The following is an 18,546-nucleotide window of genomic DNA, read 5'->3' as shown; positions in this document are numbered from 1 at the left end:
TGTTTTGTCGAGGCATAACGGGCATTTCTTTCCACTTCACGCGCCGCCGGTGCCGATGAGCCGCACTGACTCGACCCGTGCGTCGGCCTCCACCGCGCCGTGTGCCGTGATGACCTCGTCCGCGCCATGTGTCGCGGCGAAGTCATCGAGCCACTGGCAGTTCTCTTCGCCAGTGCCCACCGCGGTGTACCGCATCATGTCCGCGAGTTGAGCGCCCTGGGGTGTCGTGAGGAAGGCATCAATGTCCGCATCGGAATAGTCCGGGGTCGATGGCCCGCGCTTAATCATCCACCGGACACGTGAGCGGCGAGAGGACAGGAACTGCTCTTCGGCACGCTCCGTCGAGTCGGCGGTAAACACGTTCGCTCCCAAGATCACGTAGGGCTCAGCCAACTGCTCGGACGGCGTGAAACCCTCGCGGTAGGCGGCAATCGCTTCCGTCATAGCGGCCGGTGCAAAATGCGAGGCAAAGGCGTACGGGAGTCCGAGTTGTGCGGCCAGTTGGGCGCCGAACAGTGACGAACCCAAAATGTACAGCGGTACATGAGAGCCCTTGCCGGGGGTCGCGTCTACTCCTTCGACGCGGGAGGTGTCGCCCAGGTATCCCTGGAGTTCCAGGACATCTTGGGGGAAGCGGTCGGACGATTCTGGGGTGCGACGCAGAGCTGCAAACACTGCGCGGTCGCCGCCGGGAGCCCGCCCAAGTCCCAAGTCAATGCGGCCAGTGTGGAGCGCTTCCAGCGTTCCGAACTGTTCGGCGATCGTGAGCGGGGAGTGATTGGGGAGCATCACGCCCCCAGCGCCCAAGCGAATCGACTCTGTGTTCGCGGCCACATGGGCGATCACCACACTGGTAGCCGAGGAGGCGATGCGTGCCATGTTGTGGTGCTCGGCGTACCAGACGCGCTCATAGCCTGCGCGCTCGGCCGCCTGCGCCAACGCCACCGAGTGAGCGAGCGAATCGCTGGCGGTTTGGCCGTCCGCAATCGGGGCGAGGTCGAGAACGGACAGCGGCACGTGAGTGGGCAAGGGAACTCCTGCGGGTAGTGGATGACTCTGAGCGGGGATCTCTGCACCGAGAGAACCCTGCATGGACGTCAACGACACTTACTACTGGGAGATTCCTTCATGTGATGCGGCTCTCACTCGTCTGGACGCGACGACCCGCACGGTGATCAGGTGGATCAGCAACGCAAGCACAAATGCGCCGGCGAACAGTCCCAATGCTGCCCAGGGGTTCTCCATCAGCGTGGGATCGAAGGCCATGACGGCCGCGAGCACCAGCATCGTCACGCCGGCGAAGAGTTTGAGGAGTTCGCCGTGCTTGTCTTGCATCTTGGTGGCCTTCATGGTGGCCACTGCGATGCCAAAGATGATGAGTTCGTCCAGGAGGAACGGCACCATGTAAGCGATGAAGAGCCCGGCGGTTTCTGCGGGCCCTACGCCGTTGGCGTGAAGCATGCCTGTCCACAGCACTGGGAAGCCGGCGGTGCACGGGGTTTCGAGGAGGGACACTCCGACGGCCAGCACGATGGTCGCGCCCAGCGCCGGCAGGAGCGCCTTCTTGCCGGCCGCCGCACGCATCTTTGAGTAGATTCCTGGCTTGTCTTCTTTGCGGATGGTGAAGGACACTCCTTTGCCCATCGCGAAGTAGTCCTTCACGGACACCACGCCAAACACTCCCGCGATGAGCGCGACGACGATCTGTATCCAGCCCAGCATTCCCACCACGGCAAGCGCTGAGTAGAACGCGGCCATGTACAGCGCGTACATGATGGCGGTGACTGTCAGGAACGTTGTGCCGATCGCGAGGACTCGCTTGCGTGAGTTGGTGCGCAGCACGATCGTCAGCAGTACCGATAGCACCCAGAGCGAGCACGGGTTGATGCCGTCCACGAAGCCGATCACGATGGTCGACATCAGCAGCGAGTCCGCGGACACGGTGACGTCGCCGAACAGGGGGACATCGATGACGGTTTCGGGGGCATCAGCGGTGCAGAGGGCGCCGTCCTCGGCACAGGTGCCTGCGCCGGCGGTGCCATAGACCCCGGCAGTGGGGGTTGCGCCGCGTTCAATGATGGCGATTGCGCCCGCCATGTCCTGTTCGATGGCATCTGTCCAGCCAACCCAGACGCGTTCGTCAATGATCGTGGTGGGCACGGAGCCTGCTTCGAAACCGAGCCGCTGCGCCTCGGAAGCGAAGAGGTCCCGGTTGGTGTCGTTGTTCCACACTTCGTATTCGGCGATCACCAGGTCTGGGTGGGTATCTGCCACGCTCTCAAGCCAGGCGCGTTCCTTTTCGCAGTTGGGGCAGCCGTCTCCCCAAAACAGGACGATGTCGGCATCGGGGTCGATGCCGGGGGTGACGTCGGAGGTGGTGGCTTCAGACGTGGTGGCGTGAGTGGCATCGGTGGTGAGCGCGGCGGCATGTGCGGCCGATGCGGTGATGGCGACACCGTCCGCGTCGCTGTGGGTAGCGCTCATCCAGGCGCTCGCGGCGTTGGCGCCTGCGATACCGAGGAGCACCAGTGCCAGCAGCAGTCCGACGATGAAGCTTCCGGTGCGCGAAGCAGGGGACGACGACGGTGTCGCTCGGCGGGCTGCAGTCACGGCGCTCTCCTCTGGTGGTCGTGACCGCAGAGTATGAGCGCAAACGTAGTTTCACGCGGGGCTTAAGTCCCTGGCCGGCCCGCCGTTCTTCTCACCGGATGTCAGGTAAGGAGAACGGCGCGGCCGTTCGTGCGCGACTGCCGTTCGTGCGTGCCGGGGTGTTAGAGGCGGTGCTTCGCCATCCATGCCTCGACCGCATCGGCTTCACGTGGCAGTGCTGCCGAAAGGTTCTCGATGCCGTCCTCAGTGACAAGGATGTCGTCCTCGATGCGGATGCCGATGCCGCGTAGTTCCTCAGGAACAGCGAGGTCGTCGGGCTTGAAGTACAGGCCGGGCTCGATGGTGAAGACCATGCCTGGTTCGAGGATGCCGTCGATGTGGGTTTCACGCTTGGCTTGCGCACAGTCGTGGACGTCGAGCCCCAGGTGGTGTGATGTCCCGTGCACCATCCAGCGGCGGTAGAGGCGGGAATCTTCGTCCTGGGCCTCAGGAACCATTCCCCAACTCGTCACGTGACGCTCGATCACGTCCATGGCGGCCTCGTGCACCTCGCGCAGCGTGGCGCCGGGGCGAGCGACGGCAAATGCGGCATCGGCCGCTTCGAGCACTACGTCGTAGACCCGTCGCTGGACCGGGGAGAACTGGCCGTTGACGGGCATGGTGCGAGTGACATCGGCCGTGTAGAGGGATTCGACCTCGACGCCTGCGTCAAGCAGGAGGAGGTCGCCGTCGTGGACCTGGCCGTGATTGGTGATCCAGTGCAGGGTGGTGGCGTGGGGGCCGGACGCGGCGATGGTCTCGTATCCCACGGCGTTGCCTTCTTCGCGCGCGTGGCCGTCGAACGTTGCTTCGACGACGCGCTCGCCTCGCTTGTGTGCGATGGCACGGGGGAGTTGCCCGACTACCCGCTCGAATCCCGCGATGGTGGCGTCGACTGCGTCGCGAAGTTGCTGGACTTCCCATTCGTCCTTGACGAGGCGCATCTCGGCGAGGGTGGTTGCCACGGCCTCGGCAGGGTGGGCCTCGAGGTCGATGTCCTCTGGCAACTGGTCCAGTGGAGCGGTGGCGATGCCCGTCATCGCTTCGAACTCTGCGAGGCCCGGGCGCCGGCCGATCCAGAATTCGCCGGAGCGTGGGTCGGTGTAGAAGCCGTCGTCGTCCTTGCTTGCTGGCGGCACCAGATAGAGCGTGGCGTCGTGTCCGTTGTCCGTGGGTTCGAGGACGAGGACAGCGCTGGGTTCGTGGTCGCTTCCGAGGCCGGTCAAGTATGCGAAGTCTCGTGACGGGGAGAAGCGGTAGTCCGTGTCGTTGGAGCGGACTTTGAGGTCGCCGGCGGGTGCGACGATGCGCTCGCCGGGGAACGCTTCGGAGAGCCGATGCCTGCGCTGGGCCGCGTACACCGCGGACGCCAAGCGTTGTGTGGAGAGGTCGTCTGGTTCAGCCCAGTGGGAGCCGATCCATGACTTGAACTCGTCGTTGTCCGGCCGCAGGGTACGGGCCTTGTTCGATGCGTTATCTGTTGTGTCGCTCACGCTTCTATCGTCTCATTCTTCATATCGGGAAAGTGCGAACCGGACATTTACATATTATCGCGTACGAATTTGCAGTTTACCTGGATAAAAGACTGATTTTGTGCTTGTGGTCGGCTCGGTTTCCGGACTAATGTGCTCCAGGGGCATGCGCTGAGGGCTGCCCCATCGAGGGGAGAAACACATGAAAATGACACGCTTTCGCGCGTCCGTTGCGGCCACCAGCGCCGTGACTGCACTGACCTTTGTGGTGGCGACGCCGGCTCTTGCCGACGACGCACCCGCACCAATCGATCCCGCTGCCGTGGCAAGCGCCGCTCAGGCAGCGGCAGATGCCACCAACCAAGCTTTCATCGATGCAGACTGGGACGCTGTCACCACGCACGCAGACGCGTTCGACGCAGAGTTCGGCACGCTGACCATGCTGGCAGCCGCAGCACGTCATGAACGTGACGCCGCACAGGATGCACTCGACACCGCCAACGATGCGCTGACTGCCGCGCAGAGCGCGTTCACCGCGGCCCAAGACGCTGAAGATGCTGCTCAAGATGCGCTCGACAACCAGGTCAACACCGTCCTTCCGGCGGCCCGCACAGCAGTGCGCGACACCGCGGCGGAGGTGCTTCGACTTGAGGCTGTTCTGGCTGCCGCGCAGACGGCATTGACCGATGCGTTGGCGACTCAGGCCACGGAGCAGGGCAATCTCACTGCCGCACAGACCGCGCAGGAAACCGCTGCAGGTGCATACAACGCACCCATCGTGGAACTGTTCGACGTTCCTGCTGTCTGGTACACCGTGGACACTGCACCCGCCACCATCGCGGAACTCTTCGATGAGATCACCCGCGCACAGGACGCGGTCACCACTCAGCAGAGCGAAGTAGCGGACCTCAAGGCCGAGCGTGACGCGCTCCGGGCGAGTTGCAACGGAGACTGGTGGTGCCTTGTGAGCAACGCTGGCGAGCGCGCCGAGCTTGGTATCGAGATCGGCATCGCCGAAATTAGACTCTCTGGCTTGCAGTCCTGGGTCACCACATTGAACGAAGTAGCAAACGGCATTGGCGCCACCGATCGCAAGGTCGCATACGAGAATGCCAACGCCAACCTGGAAACCGCACAGGTGGCGTTTGATGCCGCTGACGGTTCTGCGGCCGATGCGCACGCTGCAGTGGACGCGGCACAAGCCGCACTTGGTACTGCGCAACAGGACGCAGCGGATGCTGCCGCGGCGCTGGCTGATGCCAAGGACGAGCGCGCTCGCTTGGCACAGGTCAAGCGTGACGCTACTCAGGCCCGCATCGATGCACGTGATGCTCGCGACGACGCACGGGATGTACGCAACGACGCGCGAGATGTGCGCAACGCAGCACGCGAGCAGTTCCGCGCGATTGTCGCACTCGTGGACGGCCTGGCTACTGCTGAGGAGGACGTGGCAGACCGTCGTGCCGACCTGGAAGACCTGGCCACGGTACGTAGCGAAGTGCAGTGGAAGGCTGGGGACAACCCCGGTGTGGCACGTCCTGGGGACGTCGTTTCCGTGAGCTTCACCGTTCCCGGATCATCGCTGTACCCGCTTCTGAATGTGACTGTGAGCGTGGACTCGCCGTCCGGCCTTGCCGCTGACTGCGACATCCCGGCTGACGGCACTGTGCCCGTCAACGGGTCTGTGGACTGCACGCTCTCCTATGAAGTCACTGAGGCTGATGTCAGCTCGGGCACCGTCACCTTTGAGGTGCGTCTGGCCGGCTACCTGCCCTTGGGTCCGGGAAACCCGCGCTCGACGAATGTAGGCGGCCGGACGCTCATCGAAACCTCGCACGCCGTGAGCTTCGATGTTGAGGCGTTGCCGGTCATCCAGACTCAGGAAGCGGCCGCCGCCGACGTGACAGCAGCTGACGCCGGAGACGATGCCGCCGCCACTGACTCGCTCGCAGAGACCGGTGGTGACCTCGGTCTGGTTCTCCCGGCCGCCCTGCTGATCACCCTCGGTGGCGCTTTGCTCATCGCGCGCCGCCGCATGGAGGTCTAAAGACCGCTGAACGCCGATGCCCTGGTCACCTGCGCTACGCAGGTGACCAGGGCATCGTCATGTCTGGAGATCCCGCAGACTAGGCTGAAACGATGCGCATCGACCTCCACACCCACTCGTCAGTTTCTGACGGCACCCAAGCGCCGCGTGAGGTGATGGCCAGCGCCGTCGAGGCTGGCCTGGACGTGGTCGCATTGTGTGACCACGATTCGATGGCAGGGTGGGATGAGGCTTCTGCCGCCGCCGAAGCGTTCGGGCTGCAGTTCATTCCGGGCATGGAAGTCTCGACCCGGGTGCGTGGCACGTCGGTGCATCTGCTGAGTTACTGGCACCGCCGCGTCGATCCGGGTGTAGTCGCCATGGTCGAGAAAACGCGTGACGCTCGAGTGGGCCGGACGCAGGCCATTGTTGAACTCCTCGCACGGGACTACCCCATTACTTGGGAGAGCGTGGTGGAGCAGGCGGGCGGGGCTCAGACCTTTGGCCGGCCCCACGTGGCCGATGCTCTTGTTGCGGCAGGAGTGGTGCCCGATCGTTCTGCGGCCTTCACCGAACTCTTGCGCCCCGGATCCGCGTACTACGTTCCCCACTATGCGCCCGAGCTGACCGCGGCGGTGACCACAATGCGTGCCGCCGGTGGTGTCCCGGTTCTTGCGCACCCGTATGCCGGGCGGTCTGGTGCTGAATTGTCAGACCGCGTCATTGAGCGCGCGCGTGATGCCGGGTTGGTGGGCATCGAGGTCGACCACCGCGACCACACTGCTGAGCAGCGGGGGCGGCTCCGCGAGTTGGCGACGCGCTTGGTGTTAGTCCCGACGGGTAGTTCGGACTACCACGGCACGGGTAAGCCCAATGTGCTCGGCGAGAACCTCACCGAACCCGCGGAGTTCGCGCGGCTCGAAGCGGCACGCGGCTAACTACGCAGGCGCGGTTTCGGTGTCGAGACGGAGATTGACGGACTCCGCCGAGTAAAAGTCATTGACTGCGACCGTGGCCAGTCCCACGACTCCCGCATCGTCCCCGAGTTCAGACGGACGGATCGTCAGGTGACGGGTAGCGCGAGGGAGGGACTGTGCGTACACCGTGGAGCGAATGGTCGCGATGAGGTCAGGGCTCGCGAGCGGGCCCGCGATGACAAGGGTGGCCGGGTTGAGCATGCTGACCATCGAGGACACGACAGTCCCGATGAGTTCGCCCGCGCGGCGCAACTCCTGCGTGACGCGAGTGTCGCCCTCTGCCGCGAGATTCACGATCGCCTCAGGGCGCGAGATGGCGTATCCCGACTCGGCCATTTCCTTGGCGATGGCAGCCCCCGATGCCTCGGCAGCAAGGCATCCCGTCCGGCCACAGCGGCAGGTGCGAGTGCCGCCCACATGGATATGGCCGATGTCTCCCGCGCTGCCATCCTCCCCGCGGAAGATTCGTTGATCGAGCACCAGACCCGCACCGATGTAGTCCGAGACCTTCACCAGCACGAGTGATCGTGGGGGAGTGCCGTGAGCGAAGGCCTCTCCGTAGGCCATCGCGTCGGCATCGTTCTCGACGTACACCGGAACTCCGGTGGTTTCGCCGACGTATTCGATGATGGGCCAGCCCGACCATCCGGGCATGATGGGCGGATCGTTGAGGCGGTGGTCGGTGGGGTCCGTGGGGCCGGGGACTGAGATGGCGATGGCCACCACGGTTGTCCAGGCGAATTCCGCCTCGGCTGCAAGCGCCCTGAGCGCCTCAACGACGGCGTCAAGCGTGGCCTCGGGGCCTTGTGCGACAGAGGTGTTGATGTTCCCGCGCATCACCACGGTCCCGTGGCAGTCGACAGCGGCGGTGGTGCCACCGACGGCGTCGAGTGCGGCAACCATGACGATGCCCGCCGGGGCGAAGGAGAAGGTGCCAGCGCGGCGGCCACCGGTCGCTGAACCGGTGCCCGCCTCGCTGATGATGCCGGCGTCGGCCAGAGCATCCAGCCGTTTAGCTACAGTGACCCGGGACAAACCAGTCGCTGCTTGAAGCTCACCGCGAGTGGTGGCTTCACCTGTGCGAATCAGGTGCAGAAGGTCGCCTGGTCCTTGCTTCACGCCAGTTATCCCTTCTCCGCGCCCGCCGTCAGGCCTTCGGTCAGCCAGCGTTCGACGAGTCCGTACAACAGGATGATCGGCGCTGTGATGAGAACGCTACCGGCCATCAGAATTGTGCGCGACACTTCCTGTCCATCTGCCAGGCGTGTCAGACCCAGTGACACGGTCCACAGTTCGGGCTTTGCGGACAGGAATAGCAGTGCAAAGAGGAACTCGTTCCACGCAATCATGAACGAGTACAGGGCGGTGGAGATGATGGTGGGCATCGCCAGCGGCACCGTAATCTTGCGCATGATTTGCCAGCGGGTGGCGCCGTCAATCATGGCGGCCTCGTCGATCGACTCGGGGATGCCTCGCAGATATGAGCGCAGCATGTGCACCGAGACGGGCACTGTGAGCGCGATGTACGCGATGGTGAGGCCCACCAATGATGTGCCCAGTCCGAGGATCTGGAATCCGACAAACACGGGCACAGCGATGATGATCTGCGGGAACATGTAGACGGCGATGAACAGCGCGCCGATCTTCTTGCTTCCCGCGAAGCGCATACGGGTCATGGCGTAGGACGCGGGGATGGCCAGCACCATGGTGAGCAGGGTGGCTGCCGTGGCGACGACTGCGGAGTTGCGCATGAAGCGGGCGAAGCCAAAGCCGCCTTCGCTCTCTGGGGCAACAACCTGGCGGTACGTCTCCACGGTGAGTTGCTGAATCTCGGGTACGAGTGTCAGGGGTTCCCGCAGCAGGTCCTGGATGGGCACAAAACTCATCACGACCATGTAATAGAACGGGAAGATGACGGTGAGGGCCAGCAGTGCCAGGAAGACCCATTTGAGGACCCGGAACAGGGTGGTCTGAAACGAGATCATGGTCATGATGCGCTCATCCTCTTGGTGATCTTCATGTATGCACCCAGGCCGATGGCGAGAATGATGGCGAGGATGACGGAGTTGGCTGATGCTGCACCGATGTCCGAGGAACCGGTGAGTTGGTCATAGACCCGGACGGCCGCCACTTCGGTCCCTGCGGCACCTCCGGTGAGCAGGTAGATGTCGTCGAACTTGTTGAAGGTCATGACCATGCGCAGCAGTGTGAGTAGCACGATGACCGGCATCATCTGCGGGGTGATGACGTGCCAGAACTTTTGCCACGGGGTCGCACCATCGACGAGCGCCGCTTCTTCGACGTCACGGCTGAGTCCGGTGAGGGCTGCCGCGAAGAAGATGAACGCGAATGGGAAGTAACGCCAGATCTCGTAGACAATGACCGTCGCGAGGGCGTAGGGCTCGCGACCGAGGAAGTCGATGCCTTGGTCCCAACCGAGGTACTCGACGCCCATGGCGTTGATCACGCCGTACTGGGGGTTGAGCATCGTCTTCCATACGTAGGCAGTGGCGACGACGGGTGCCACATACGGGAGCAGGAACGCGGCCCGCATAATTCCACGGCCACGGAAGCGGTCTCGCATGGCGAGGGCCGCGATGTACCCCAGGGCGATCGATCCGATGGTTGTGCACACGGTGTACACGACGGTGACCCAGATTGACTCCCAGAACCCGGACGAGGTGAGGGTGTCAATGTAGTTGTCGAGCGTGAAGGGGTTGGCGAGCCCGTTGCGTGCAACGTCGGAGTAGCGCGCGTCCTGAAAGGACAGGATGAAGGTCCACAGGATCGGGATAACGATGACCATCGTGACGATGGCAACGAGTGGCCCGACCATGCTCCAACCGGCTCGATTGTCCCGGCGTTCGGACTCGGTCCGGCGGGAGCGACGGGCCCCCGCCGGACGAGTGTCGACTGTGGTGGTCATGATCAGTTGTCAGCGATTTCCGTGACAGCGTCGACCATGTCGGCCTGTGCGGTTGCCGCGTCGATGGATCCTGACGTGGATTCAGCGATGGCCTTCGAGATGGGCAGTTCGGCGTTCAGGGGGCCGATGATCGAGCCCTGTCCTTCGGTGAGTGCCCAGCGGGAGATGCTTTCGGTCACATCGAGCAGCGAGGCGATGGTCTCTTCTGAGTAGATCTCGCCGAGCGGCATCTTGGTGTCGACGCCGGCTTCGAGCTCGCTCCATGCGTCGAGGTATTCGGTGGACCCTGCGGTGTCACCGTGACGGACCGGCATCTTGCCCTCGGGCGCCATGGACATCCAGTCCACGTAGCCGTCGGTCATGAGGTATTCGATGAGTTGCGTTGACTCTTCAGGGGAGGCATCCGAGGAAGCCACGAAGGAGGTCATCTCACCGAATGCGCCACCACCGTCGGTGGCGTCGGGGCCGGACACCATGGGGACGATGCCGGAGTTCTCTGCGAGCCACGTGCTGGTGGTGCATTCGTCGCAGCTTGGTGCGGCGTCGTCGCGCAGTCCAGCGAGCTCGTCCAGGAGGAAGGTCGACCACAGGATCATCGCGGACTGTCCGGAGAAGTACGATGCGCGGGTCGACTCGACCGTCTGGGTTCCGGCGGGGGAGTAGTCAGTGCCGAGGTCGGTGTAGAGGCTCGTGGTCGTGGTGCACGCGGCGGAGTCGAGCGTGACCGCCCCCTCATCGTCGACGAGTTCGCAACTGTTGCCCAGTGCCAGTGACTCGAAGGTCTCTTGGGTAAACGTTCCTGAGGGATCGGTAGCGAGCGTGATTCCGAACTGGTCGCCGGAGGTGAGTTCCTGTGCGGCTGCCATCACGGCGTCGTAGGACGTTGGCGGTTCGAGGCCTGCTTCCTCGAAGAGGTCGGTGCGGTAGACCAGAATCTGAGCCCAAGCATCGGCCGGGACGCTCAACTGGGTATCGCCGTCCTGGGTGAGTGCTAGTGATGCCTCGGTGAAGGTGTCGGCGCCGAGGGATTCAACGACGTCCGCTGCGATGTCGGGGTTCAGGTAACCCTCCGTGTCGAAGGACCGGACGAGGCCCAAGGTGGTGCCGCCCACGACGTCGGGCATTTCGCTCGACAGTGCCGCGGAGGCCATGAGCTGAGCGAGTTGATCCTGCTCGACGGGGACGAGTTCCACGTCGATGCCCGACGCTTCGGTGAAGTTGTCGAGGATTGATTGTTGCGTCTCGAGACGGTCTGGCTGGACTTCGAGGGTCCACATCAGGAGGCCGTCTGAGGCGTCGTTGACGGTTCCGCCGCTGCCGCAGGCCGCGAGCGTCAGTGCTGCGGCTCCGGCGACGGCCACCGTACGAATTCGGGTGGGTGTCTTCGTTGACATCTTTCGCTTCCTCACTTTGGTGGGTGGCGGAGGCTTGGCACCTGCGCCATGAGATATGTATAACAGTTAGACAAAAGGTGTGCAACACTGTTACTAAAGCGTGACTCTCACGTCACCACTCATGACATGAAGCAAAGGATGACTTCCGTGCCTACGATCAATGGCGATCTCTCCAAGAACCTCGAGCCACTCATCGCGGTCCTCACCGACGACACTGCGCAAGCGGCCAACATCCGTGAGCGCCTGCTCGCAGCGACAGCCCGGTTTGTCGCCCAGGGCGGAGCCCCGGCATCGGCGTCCATGACGGAACGCACGGCCTACCTCATCACCTACGGCGACTCCATACGGCGCCCGGACCAGGCACCCCTGGCGACCCTGCGCCACACGCTAGACGCCACCGTCGGCCCGTTGATCTCCGATGTCCACCTGCTGCCGATCTTCCCGTGGACCTCCGATGACGGCTTCGCAGTGACGGACTACCACCAGGTTGACCCGGCGCTCGGAGACTGGGATGACGTCACTGCCCTCGCCCAGAATCGCGGAATTGCCCTGGACTTTGTTGCCAATCACATGTCATCGGAGGCCGGCTGGTTCCGCGGCTGGCTTGAGCGCGACCCCGAATACGCCGACTTCTTTGTCACGCCCGCTGACGATTTCGACACCAGCCAGGTGGTGCGGCCCCGGACGAGCCCCTTGACTCACCGCTATGAGCGTCCTGATGGCTCCATCGTCCGCGCGTGGAGCACCTTTGGGCGAGACCAGGTTGACGTCAACGCCGCCAATCCCGCGACGCTTGAAGCGCTCACCGACGTTCTGCTTGCCTACGTCGCACAAGGAGCCACCACCATCCGGCTCGACGCCATCGGATACCTATGGAAGGAATCCGGAACATCCTGCATCCACCTGCCCGGCACCCACGCCATCGTCAAGATATGGCGAGCGATCCTCGATCACGTAGCACCGGGAGTGAAACTCCTCACGGAAACGAATGTGCCGCACCCGGACAACATCTCGTACTTCGGGGACCTTACCGATGAGGCGCACATGGTCTACCAATTCGCCTTGCCGCCGCTTGTGCTCCACTCCTTCCTGTCAGGCTCCGCGAGCCGTCTGAGCGAATGGTCACGCCATCTGGAAGACCTGGGCGAGCACGCCACCTGGTTCAACTTCCTGGCAAGCCACGACGGCGTGGGGATGCGACCCTCACGCGGAATCCTGACGGCCGAAGAGCAGGAAGCGCTCGCGGACCGTGCACACAGCAGCGGTGGCCGGGCGTCGTACGCGGCGGAGCCGGACGGCTCCCAGAGTGTCTACGAGCTCAACGTGAATTACCTCGACGCTCTGGTGGATGACAACGAACGCCAGGACGATGCTGTGGTTGCCAGCCGTGCGCGCGCGGCACATGCGATTCTGCTCGCCCAGATCGGAGTTCCTGCGATCTACGTCCACTCTCTGTTCGGTTCCCGCGCGGACATTGCGGGAATGGTGGAATCGGGGGTCAACCGGCGCATCAACCGCGAGAAGCTCGATGCCGACGCCCTCGTGTCAGGCCTTGAGCACGACGCTCGCCGGCGGGGCGTGTTTGAGGCGCTCTCTCACATGCTGACCGTGCGCCGGCGCCACGCGGCGTTCGCTCCCACGTCGCCTCAAGAGGTGCTTGACTGGGGAAGCCAGGTTTACGCAATCCGGCGCGGCTCCGGTGCCGAGGCGGTGACGGTCGTCGTGAACGTGTCACGCACACCCGCACGCATTGAAGGCCGCGACCGCATCGATGTACTGACGGGCGACTCCGTCGGGTCGATCGATCTGCAACCCGATGGTGTGGTGTGGCTCAAGGAAGGGTGATGATGCACAAGCAGCCGATGCGGGTCGTCGTGGCCATGGACTCCTTCAAGGGTTCCGTCACCAGCACTGAGGCAGGCAACGCCGTCGCACGAGGTGTCCTGGCGGCCCGCGCAGATGCTGACGTCACGGTGCTTGACGTGGCCGATGGTGGAGAGGGGACCGTTGCTGCGCTCGCGAGCGTCCCCGGTGTGCAGACGTTGACCTGTGCCGTGCGCGACATGCGCGGAGCCCTGCGTGACATTCCCTATGTCCTGTGGGGCGAGACCGTGATCGTGGAGTCAGCCTCCGTCCTCGGGCTGCCACTCCTTGCCCACGATGAGCACGGCGTCGTCGACCCAACGAGCCCCGAGATCGCGACATCCCTGCCGTTGGGCCAGCTGATGCGCGCGGTGATTAAGGAGCACGCGCCCCGAACTGTCATGGTCGGGCTCGGTGGCACCGGCACCACCGACGGTGGCACCGGCATGCTGGCGGGCCTGGGTGGCCTGGTGCGCGATGCTGACGGTCACGCTATCGATCCGGCTGACGGAAATCCGTTGCTCAGAAATGCCGCGTCGGTTGAGCTGCCTGACCTGGGCGGGGTCACCGTTCAGGGGCTGACCGACGTGCGTGCGCCGTTGCGTGGCCCTGCGGGAGCTGCGCGGATGTTCGGGCCACAAAAGGGCGCACAGGCCGCGATGGTTGAGCAGCTCGAGGCCGCGATGGCGGTATGGGAAGCGGCCCTCCCCGCGGGAGTGGGGGAGACCCCGGGGGCAGGTGCGGCCGGCGGACTTGGGGCGGCAGTGCTTGCCCTTAGTGGGCACCTCACGAGCGGATCCGAATGGGTCCTTGAGAATGCCGGCGCACACGTGTGGGCGGATGCTGATGTGGTGTTCACCGGTGAGGGGCACATCGACGAGCAAAGTGCGTGGGGAAAGGTCCCTCACGGTGTCGGGGTGGTCGCGCGGCGGCACGGAGCACCGGTGATCGTCGCTCTGGGAGGAGCCGTGGGGACCGAGAGCCTCGATGGGATCGACGCTGTCTTGCCGATCCACCAGCGGCCGCTTCCGCTTGCCGAGGCAATGAACCCGGCTGTCACGGAACAAGCACTGACGCGGCTAGCGCGACAGGTGACGGCCTTGGTGGCCACCGCTCACGCGCGGTGACCACCTCGCCGCATCTGAAACTGCGCTCTCAGGCCGTTCATTGTTACTTTCTTGCCGTCCATCGTTGAAGGGCGACAGTTTGGCTGCGTGCGGCTCGTTATTGCTTGAGTGCTGCGTGGGCGTCACAAAAGCGATCTTCTTCAGTGCACGTCACACACACCACGAACTGCTCACGGCAGGCGGGGTCGTCACAGTTCTGGAGACGGTTTGAAGGCTCATCGCAGATGGTGCACGTTGAGATCACCGCTGCATCGTCGCTGAACGTGACAGCCTCACGGCCGTCGAACACGTACAGTGAGCCTTCCCATAAACCGGAGTCACGGTACGCCTCGCCATAACGGACGATGCCGCCGTCGAGTTGGTAGACCTCGTTAAAGCCTCGATTGATCATCAGTGAACTGAGCACTTCGCAACGGATTCCGCCGGTGCAGTACGTCACCACAGGGGAGTCCTTGAGGTGGTCGTATTTGCCGGACTCGAGTTCGGCCACAAAGTCACGCGTGGTCTCTACATCGGGAACGACAGCGTTCTTGAAGCGTCCGATCTCCGCCTCGACAGCGTTACGGCCATCGAAGAACGTGACCTCCCGCTCCTCGACCAACTCGTGGAGAGCATCGGGCGTCAAATGCTTGCCGCCGCCGATCACGCCGTTCTCGTCGACCTTCAACTCACCGGGTGCGCCGAAGCTCACCAGTTCGTCACGGACCTTGACGCTGAGCTTTGGAAAGTCGTTGCCCGTGCCCATCGACCACTTGACGTCCATGGGCTTGAAGGCCGCGTACTCCCGCGTCTTGCGGAGGTACTGCTTGACCGCCTTGATCTCTCCGCCCACGGTGCCGTTCATTCCGTCCTTGGACAGGATGATCCGGCCACCGAGGCCAAGAGACTCACACAAATCACGTTGCCACAGGCGCACTGCATCGGGGTCGCTCAGCGGCGTGAAAATGTAAAACAGGAGGACCTTGTAGTCGGCCATGACGCGTTACTCCGAGGTTGCGGGGGCCGTGCTCTGGTTGCCCTGAGCGTTGCCACCCTGGCCGCCACCGGAACGACGGCGACGACGACGGCGCTGGCCGCCCTCGGAGTTGCCACCGGAACGTGTGGTGCTCGCTGTCTTCGCGGCATCGGCCTGCTTGTCGCTACCGTCACCGCCGCGCGAACTCTGGCCCCCAGTGCGACCACGACCGCGTCCGCCACCGGAACCGCCCCGTCCGCCACCGTTTCCACGGCCCTGGCTCTGACGTCCACCGCCGTTGCCGCCGCGACCACCATCACGCCCACCGGAGGAAGGCTTCTTGCCTGTCTCGCCGAGGTCTTCGAGCTTCTCCGCGTCCAGTCCAGCCAGCGTGCGCTTGTCGCGTGCCAGGCGTCCCTTGGTGCCCTCGGGGATCCCCAGGTCCTCGTAGAGGTGCGGCGACGTCGAGTACGTCTCGGTGGGTTCTGGGTAGCCCAGGTCAAGGGCCTTGTCGATCAGCGTCCAGCGCGGAATATCGTCCCAGTCTACGAAGGTGACTGCCGTACCCGTCTTGCCAGCGCGGCCGGTGCGGCCGATGCGGTGCAGGTACGTCTTCTCGTCCTCGGGGCACTGGTAGTTGATGACGTGGGTAACGTCATCAACGTCGATGCCGCGTGCTGCCACATCGGTGGCGACCAGAACGTCGATCTTTGAGTTGCGGAACGCTCGCAGTGCCTGTTCACGGGCGCCCTGACCCAGGTCGCCGTGAATAGCGCCAGCGGCGAATCCGCGGGTCTGCAGTTCATCGGACACCTTGGCGGCGGTGCGCTTGGTGCGGGCAAAGACCACCGTGCGGCCGCGGCCTTCGGACTGAAGGATGCGTGCGAGCACCTCAACCTTGTCCAAGGCGTGGGCGCGGTACACGAACTGCGTGGTGGCCTTCACGGTGGCGCCATCGTCGTCAGGCTCGGCGGCACGGATGTGGGTCGGCTGAATCATGTAACGGCGAGCCAGCGAGACAACCGCACCAGGCATCGTTGCGGAGAACAGCATGGTGTGGCGCGATGCGGGCGTTGCTGCGAGGAGCTTCTCGACGTCGGGCAGGAAGCCCAGGTCCAGCATCTCATCGGCCTCGTCCAAGACCACGGTGCGCACATAGCGCAGGTCCAGGTGGCCCTGGTTGAGCAGATCGATCATGCGGCCGGGCGTACCCACCACCACTTCAGCGCCACGGTTGAGCGCCTCGATCTGGGGCTCGTACGCACGGCCACCGTAAATCTGGACGATGCGGGTGGAGCGCTTCTTGGAAGCGGTCTCGAGGTCTCCGGCCACCTGAACGGCGAGCTCACGGGTAGGAGCGACGATCAGCGCCTGCGGCTTGCCCGGCTCGTCCAACTCGTCGAAGCCCTCTTCGCCAGGCGAGACGGTGCGGTGGAGAGCCGGGACACCAAAGCCCAGGGTCTTACCGGTTCCAGTCTTGGCCTGGCCGATGATGTCGTGTCCCGACAGCGCGACGGGCAACGTCATCGCCTGGATGGGGAAGGGGGAGATAATGCCGGAATCGGCGAGCGCCTCGACAATGCGAGGATTCACTGAGAAATCGGCGAATGTTTGGTCTGCAGTTTGCACACTGGCGTGTGTCTCGGTCATGTCATCCTTCGAGGATTCGGAAGGTGCTTCTCTTTTGAGCGTCCTTCATCGGCGGGTAGCCGATCGCGAATCATCTTGGGCTAGCGGCCTGCGCTCTCTATAGCGGCGCCGCGCTTCACATGACGACCGGTCAACCCCGGGTCAGTCCTCAGTCTACCGTGTCGTCCGCGCAGAGCCTCAAGAGGCGCGGTGAGTCAGGCGCCGAAGCCGACGCGGCGCTTCTCTTCTTCCCCGATCTCGACGTAGCCGAGAGCGCCAGCAGGCACCACCAAGCGACGCCCCTTGGAGTCGGAAAGATCAAGCGTGGCACCGCCTACGGCATCGGCAACGGCAGCTGCCACGTCGTCACTGCTCATGTCGGTTTCGATAACAATCTCGCGTGCCACGTTCTGCACGCCGATACGAATCTCCACTGCCGCCTCCGTTGATGCTCAGTTCCATAGATGCATGGATAAGTCGATGTGTTGACTATCGTAGAGGGGTGAAAGCACGGAGCAAGGGCCTGTTCGCGGCCAGGGGAATCCACTTTCCTCCCGCGAAAGCCATTGCAGTGACGGTGATTGCGGCGTTCATCGCCGGTATAGCCGTGGGATGGATGACCGGGTTGGTCGGATCCAATCTCGCACAGCCTGAAGCCACCCCTTCCACCTCTCCGACGCCCGACGTCGCCCCCACTGTCGAGGTTTCGCTCCCCCCGATGGAGCCCATCACGCGCGAACTTGACGACGGTGACCGGCTCGCAGGGATTACCACTTTCACCGTGTCATCGGCCAGTAACGGCGTTTACGTCACCGCAACCCAGGATGGGGAGCCCACAGGAGACGCGCAAGGTGTGCGATACGTGCGGGTTGACTACGAAGAGGGCCTTGCGATGAACGGGGATGCGCTCGCTGACTACGTTTTGAGCATTCTCAATGACCCACGCGGCTGGGGTGCGCGTGGCCGCTACGAGTACGTGCCGACCTCGGGTGCTGCAGATATCCGAGTGGCGATTGCGTCGCCCTACACCGCGGCTGCCACGTGCCCCAACCCACACGCGGCGTCGTCGCTAGGAATCACGGATGACGCTCCTGAAGAGGGTGCTGTCGGCGATGCGAGCGCCACTCCCGAACCGTCGGTCGAACCCTCGCCTACCGCCGAAGATGACAACAAGAGTTGCGCCGATGCGGGACTCGTCATGATCAGCGCCTACGACTGGTCTGCAGGAATCCCTACGTACGGCGACGACAGGGCCGGTTCACGTGCGTATCTGGTCTCGCATGGCTTGGGCCACGTGATGGGAGAAGAGGACGGCACTTGCGCAAGCGGTGTCGCATTCATCATGACGGACCAAGCTCAGTTGCCGGACAATTGCACCGCCAATCCGTGGCCATATCCTGACGAGCCGGTGCCCGCGCCCAGCCCCACACCCGAGCCCGATAGCGACAGCTAAGACACGATGAGCTGTCCTCCACGCGTGAGCCGTGCATGGGACGCCGCATGTCAGCGCGTTGTGGTGAAGTACTCC

Annotated in this window: 15 protein-coding genes; 5 read left to right on the top strand and 10 right to left on the bottom strand. The window is 63.8% G+C overall.

Going from position 1 to position 18,546, the window contains the following annotated elements; all coding sequences use genetic code 11:
* Window positions 1–36: 36 nt before the first annotated feature.
* The 3 genes from AOP79_RS01480 to AOP79_RS01470 form a co-directional block, all read right to left on the bottom strand.
* Window positions 37–1,029: an LLM class flavin-dependent oxidoreductase gene (locus tag AOP79_RS01480; protein WP_236683196.1), complete on the bottom strand. Its 993-nt coding sequence runs from the start codon at window positions 1,027–1,029 to the stop codon at window positions 37–39.
* 81 nt (window positions 1,030–1,110) lie between these two features.
* Complete coding sequence (locus tag AOP79_RS01475; RefSeq protein ID WP_062069761.1) at window positions 1,111–2,610, bottom strand: thioredoxin domain-containing protein; 1,500 nt, start codon at window positions 2,608–2,610, stop codon at window positions 1,111–1,113.
* A gap of 161 nt (window positions 2,611–2,771) precedes the next feature.
* Window positions 2,772–4,142: an aminopeptidase P family protein gene (locus tag AOP79_RS01470; protein ID WP_062069759.1), complete on the bottom strand. Its 1,371-nt coding sequence runs from the start codon at window positions 4,140–4,142 to the stop codon at window positions 2,772–2,774.
* A gap of 181 nt (window positions 4,143–4,323) precedes the next feature.
* On the opposite strand from AOP79_RS01470, the gene AOP79_RS01465 reads away from it, so the two are divergent.
* Together AOP79_RS01465 and AOP79_RS01460 are read left to right on the top strand one after the other, a co-directional pair.
* On the top strand, window positions 4,324–6,168 hold the full coding sequence (locus AOP79_RS01465; protein WP_152647956.1) for a hypothetical protein: 1,845 nt from the start codon (window positions 4,324–4,326) through the stop codon (window positions 6,166–6,168).
* Window positions 6,169–6,260: 92 nt separating this feature from the next.
* The gene (locus AOP79_RS01460) at window positions 6,261–7,085 is read left to right on the top strand and encodes a PHP domain-containing protein (protein WP_062069755.1); all 825 of its coding nucleotides are present in this window, start codon (window positions 6,261–6,263) and stop codon (window positions 7,083–7,085) included.
* On the opposite strand, the gene AOP79_RS01455 is transcribed toward AOP79_RS01460, so the two are convergent.
* From AOP79_RS01455 to AOP79_RS01440, 4 genes are read right to left on the bottom strand one after another with little or no spacing between them, the layout of a single operon-like run.
* On the bottom strand, window positions 7,086–8,243 hold the full coding sequence (locus tag AOP79_RS01455) for an ROK family transcriptional regulator (RefSeq protein WP_062069753.1): 1,158 nt from the start codon (window positions 8,241–8,243) through the stop codon (window positions 7,086–7,088).
* 5 nt (window positions 8,244–8,248) lie between these two features.
* Entirely contained in the window at window positions 8,249–9,115 is an 867-nt protein-coding gene (locus AOP79_RS01450; protein WP_062069751.1) for a carbohydrate ABC transporter permease, read from the bottom strand.
* The gene (locus tag AOP79_RS01445) at window positions 9,112–10,050 is read right to left on the bottom strand and encodes a carbohydrate ABC transporter permease (RefSeq protein ID WP_062069749.1); all 939 of its coding nucleotides are present in this window, start codon (window positions 10,048–10,050) and stop codon (window positions 9,112–9,114) included. Before AOP79_RS01445 ends, AOP79_RS01450 begins: the two co-directional genes overlap by 4 nt.
* 2 nt (window positions 10,051–10,052) lie before the next feature.
* Window positions 10,053–11,444, bottom strand: coding sequence for an ABC transporter substrate-binding protein (locus AOP79_RS01440; protein ID WP_062069747.1), 1,392 nt, complete (start codon window positions 11,442–11,444; stop codon window positions 10,053–10,055).
* 138 nt (window positions 11,445–11,582) lie between these two features.
* Here AOP79_RS01440 and AOP79_RS01435 point away from each other — a divergent pair, with 138 nt between their 5' ends.
* Complete coding sequence (locus AOP79_RS01435) at window positions 11,583–13,289, top strand: alpha-amylase family glycosyl hydrolase (protein WP_062069745.1); 1,707 nt, start codon at window positions 11,583–11,585, stop codon at window positions 13,287–13,289.
* Complete coding sequence (locus AOP79_RS01430; RefSeq protein WP_062069743.1) at window positions 13,289–14,434, top strand: glycerate kinase family protein; 1,146 nt, start codon at window positions 13,289–13,291, stop codon at window positions 14,432–14,434. Before AOP79_RS01435 ends, AOP79_RS01430 begins: the two co-directional genes overlap by 1 nt.
* Before the next feature lie 97 nt (window positions 14,435–14,531).
* Here the strand turns inward: AOP79_RS01430 and trhO are convergent, their stop codons facing one another.
* The 3 genes from trhO to AOP79_RS01415 all read right to left on the bottom strand — a co-directional run bounded on the left by trhO (window position 14,532) and on the right by AOP79_RS01415 (window position 17,452).
* Window positions 14,532–15,410, bottom strand: a complete 879-nt coding sequence (gene trhO, locus AOP79_RS01425) for an oxygen-dependent tRNA uridine(34) hydroxylase TrhO (protein ID WP_062069741.1) — start codon at window positions 15,408–15,410, stop codon at window positions 14,532–14,534.
* 6 nt (window positions 15,411–15,416) lie between these two features.
* Complete coding sequence (locus tag AOP79_RS01420; RefSeq protein ID WP_062069739.1) at window positions 15,417–17,039, bottom strand: DEAD/DEAH box helicase; 1,623 nt, start codon at window positions 17,037–17,039, stop codon at window positions 15,417–15,419.
* Window positions 17,040–17,233: 194 nt separating this feature from the next.
* Complete coding sequence (locus tag AOP79_RS01415; RefSeq protein ID WP_062069737.1) at window positions 17,234–17,452, bottom strand: DUF3107 domain-containing protein; 219 nt, start codon at window positions 17,450–17,452, stop codon at window positions 17,234–17,236.
* Window positions 17,453–17,520: 68 nt separating this feature from the next.
* Here AOP79_RS01415 and AOP79_RS01410 point away from each other — a divergent pair, with 68 nt between their 5' ends.
* Window positions 17,521–18,471, top strand: a complete 951-nt coding sequence (locus tag AOP79_RS01410) for a DUF3152 domain-containing protein (RefSeq protein ID WP_062069735.1) — start codon at window positions 17,521–17,523, stop codon at window positions 18,469–18,471.
* Window positions 18,472–18,546 lie beyond the last annotated feature (75 nt).

This window comes from Demequina sediminicola (assembly GCF_000975055.1).
Taxonomy (GTDB): domain Bacteria; phylum Actinomycetota; class Actinomycetes; order Actinomycetales; family Demequinaceae; genus Demequina; species Demequina sediminicola.
Note: the sequence above shows the minus strand (reverse complement) of the source record. Positions and strands in the feature narration are given on the sequence as shown.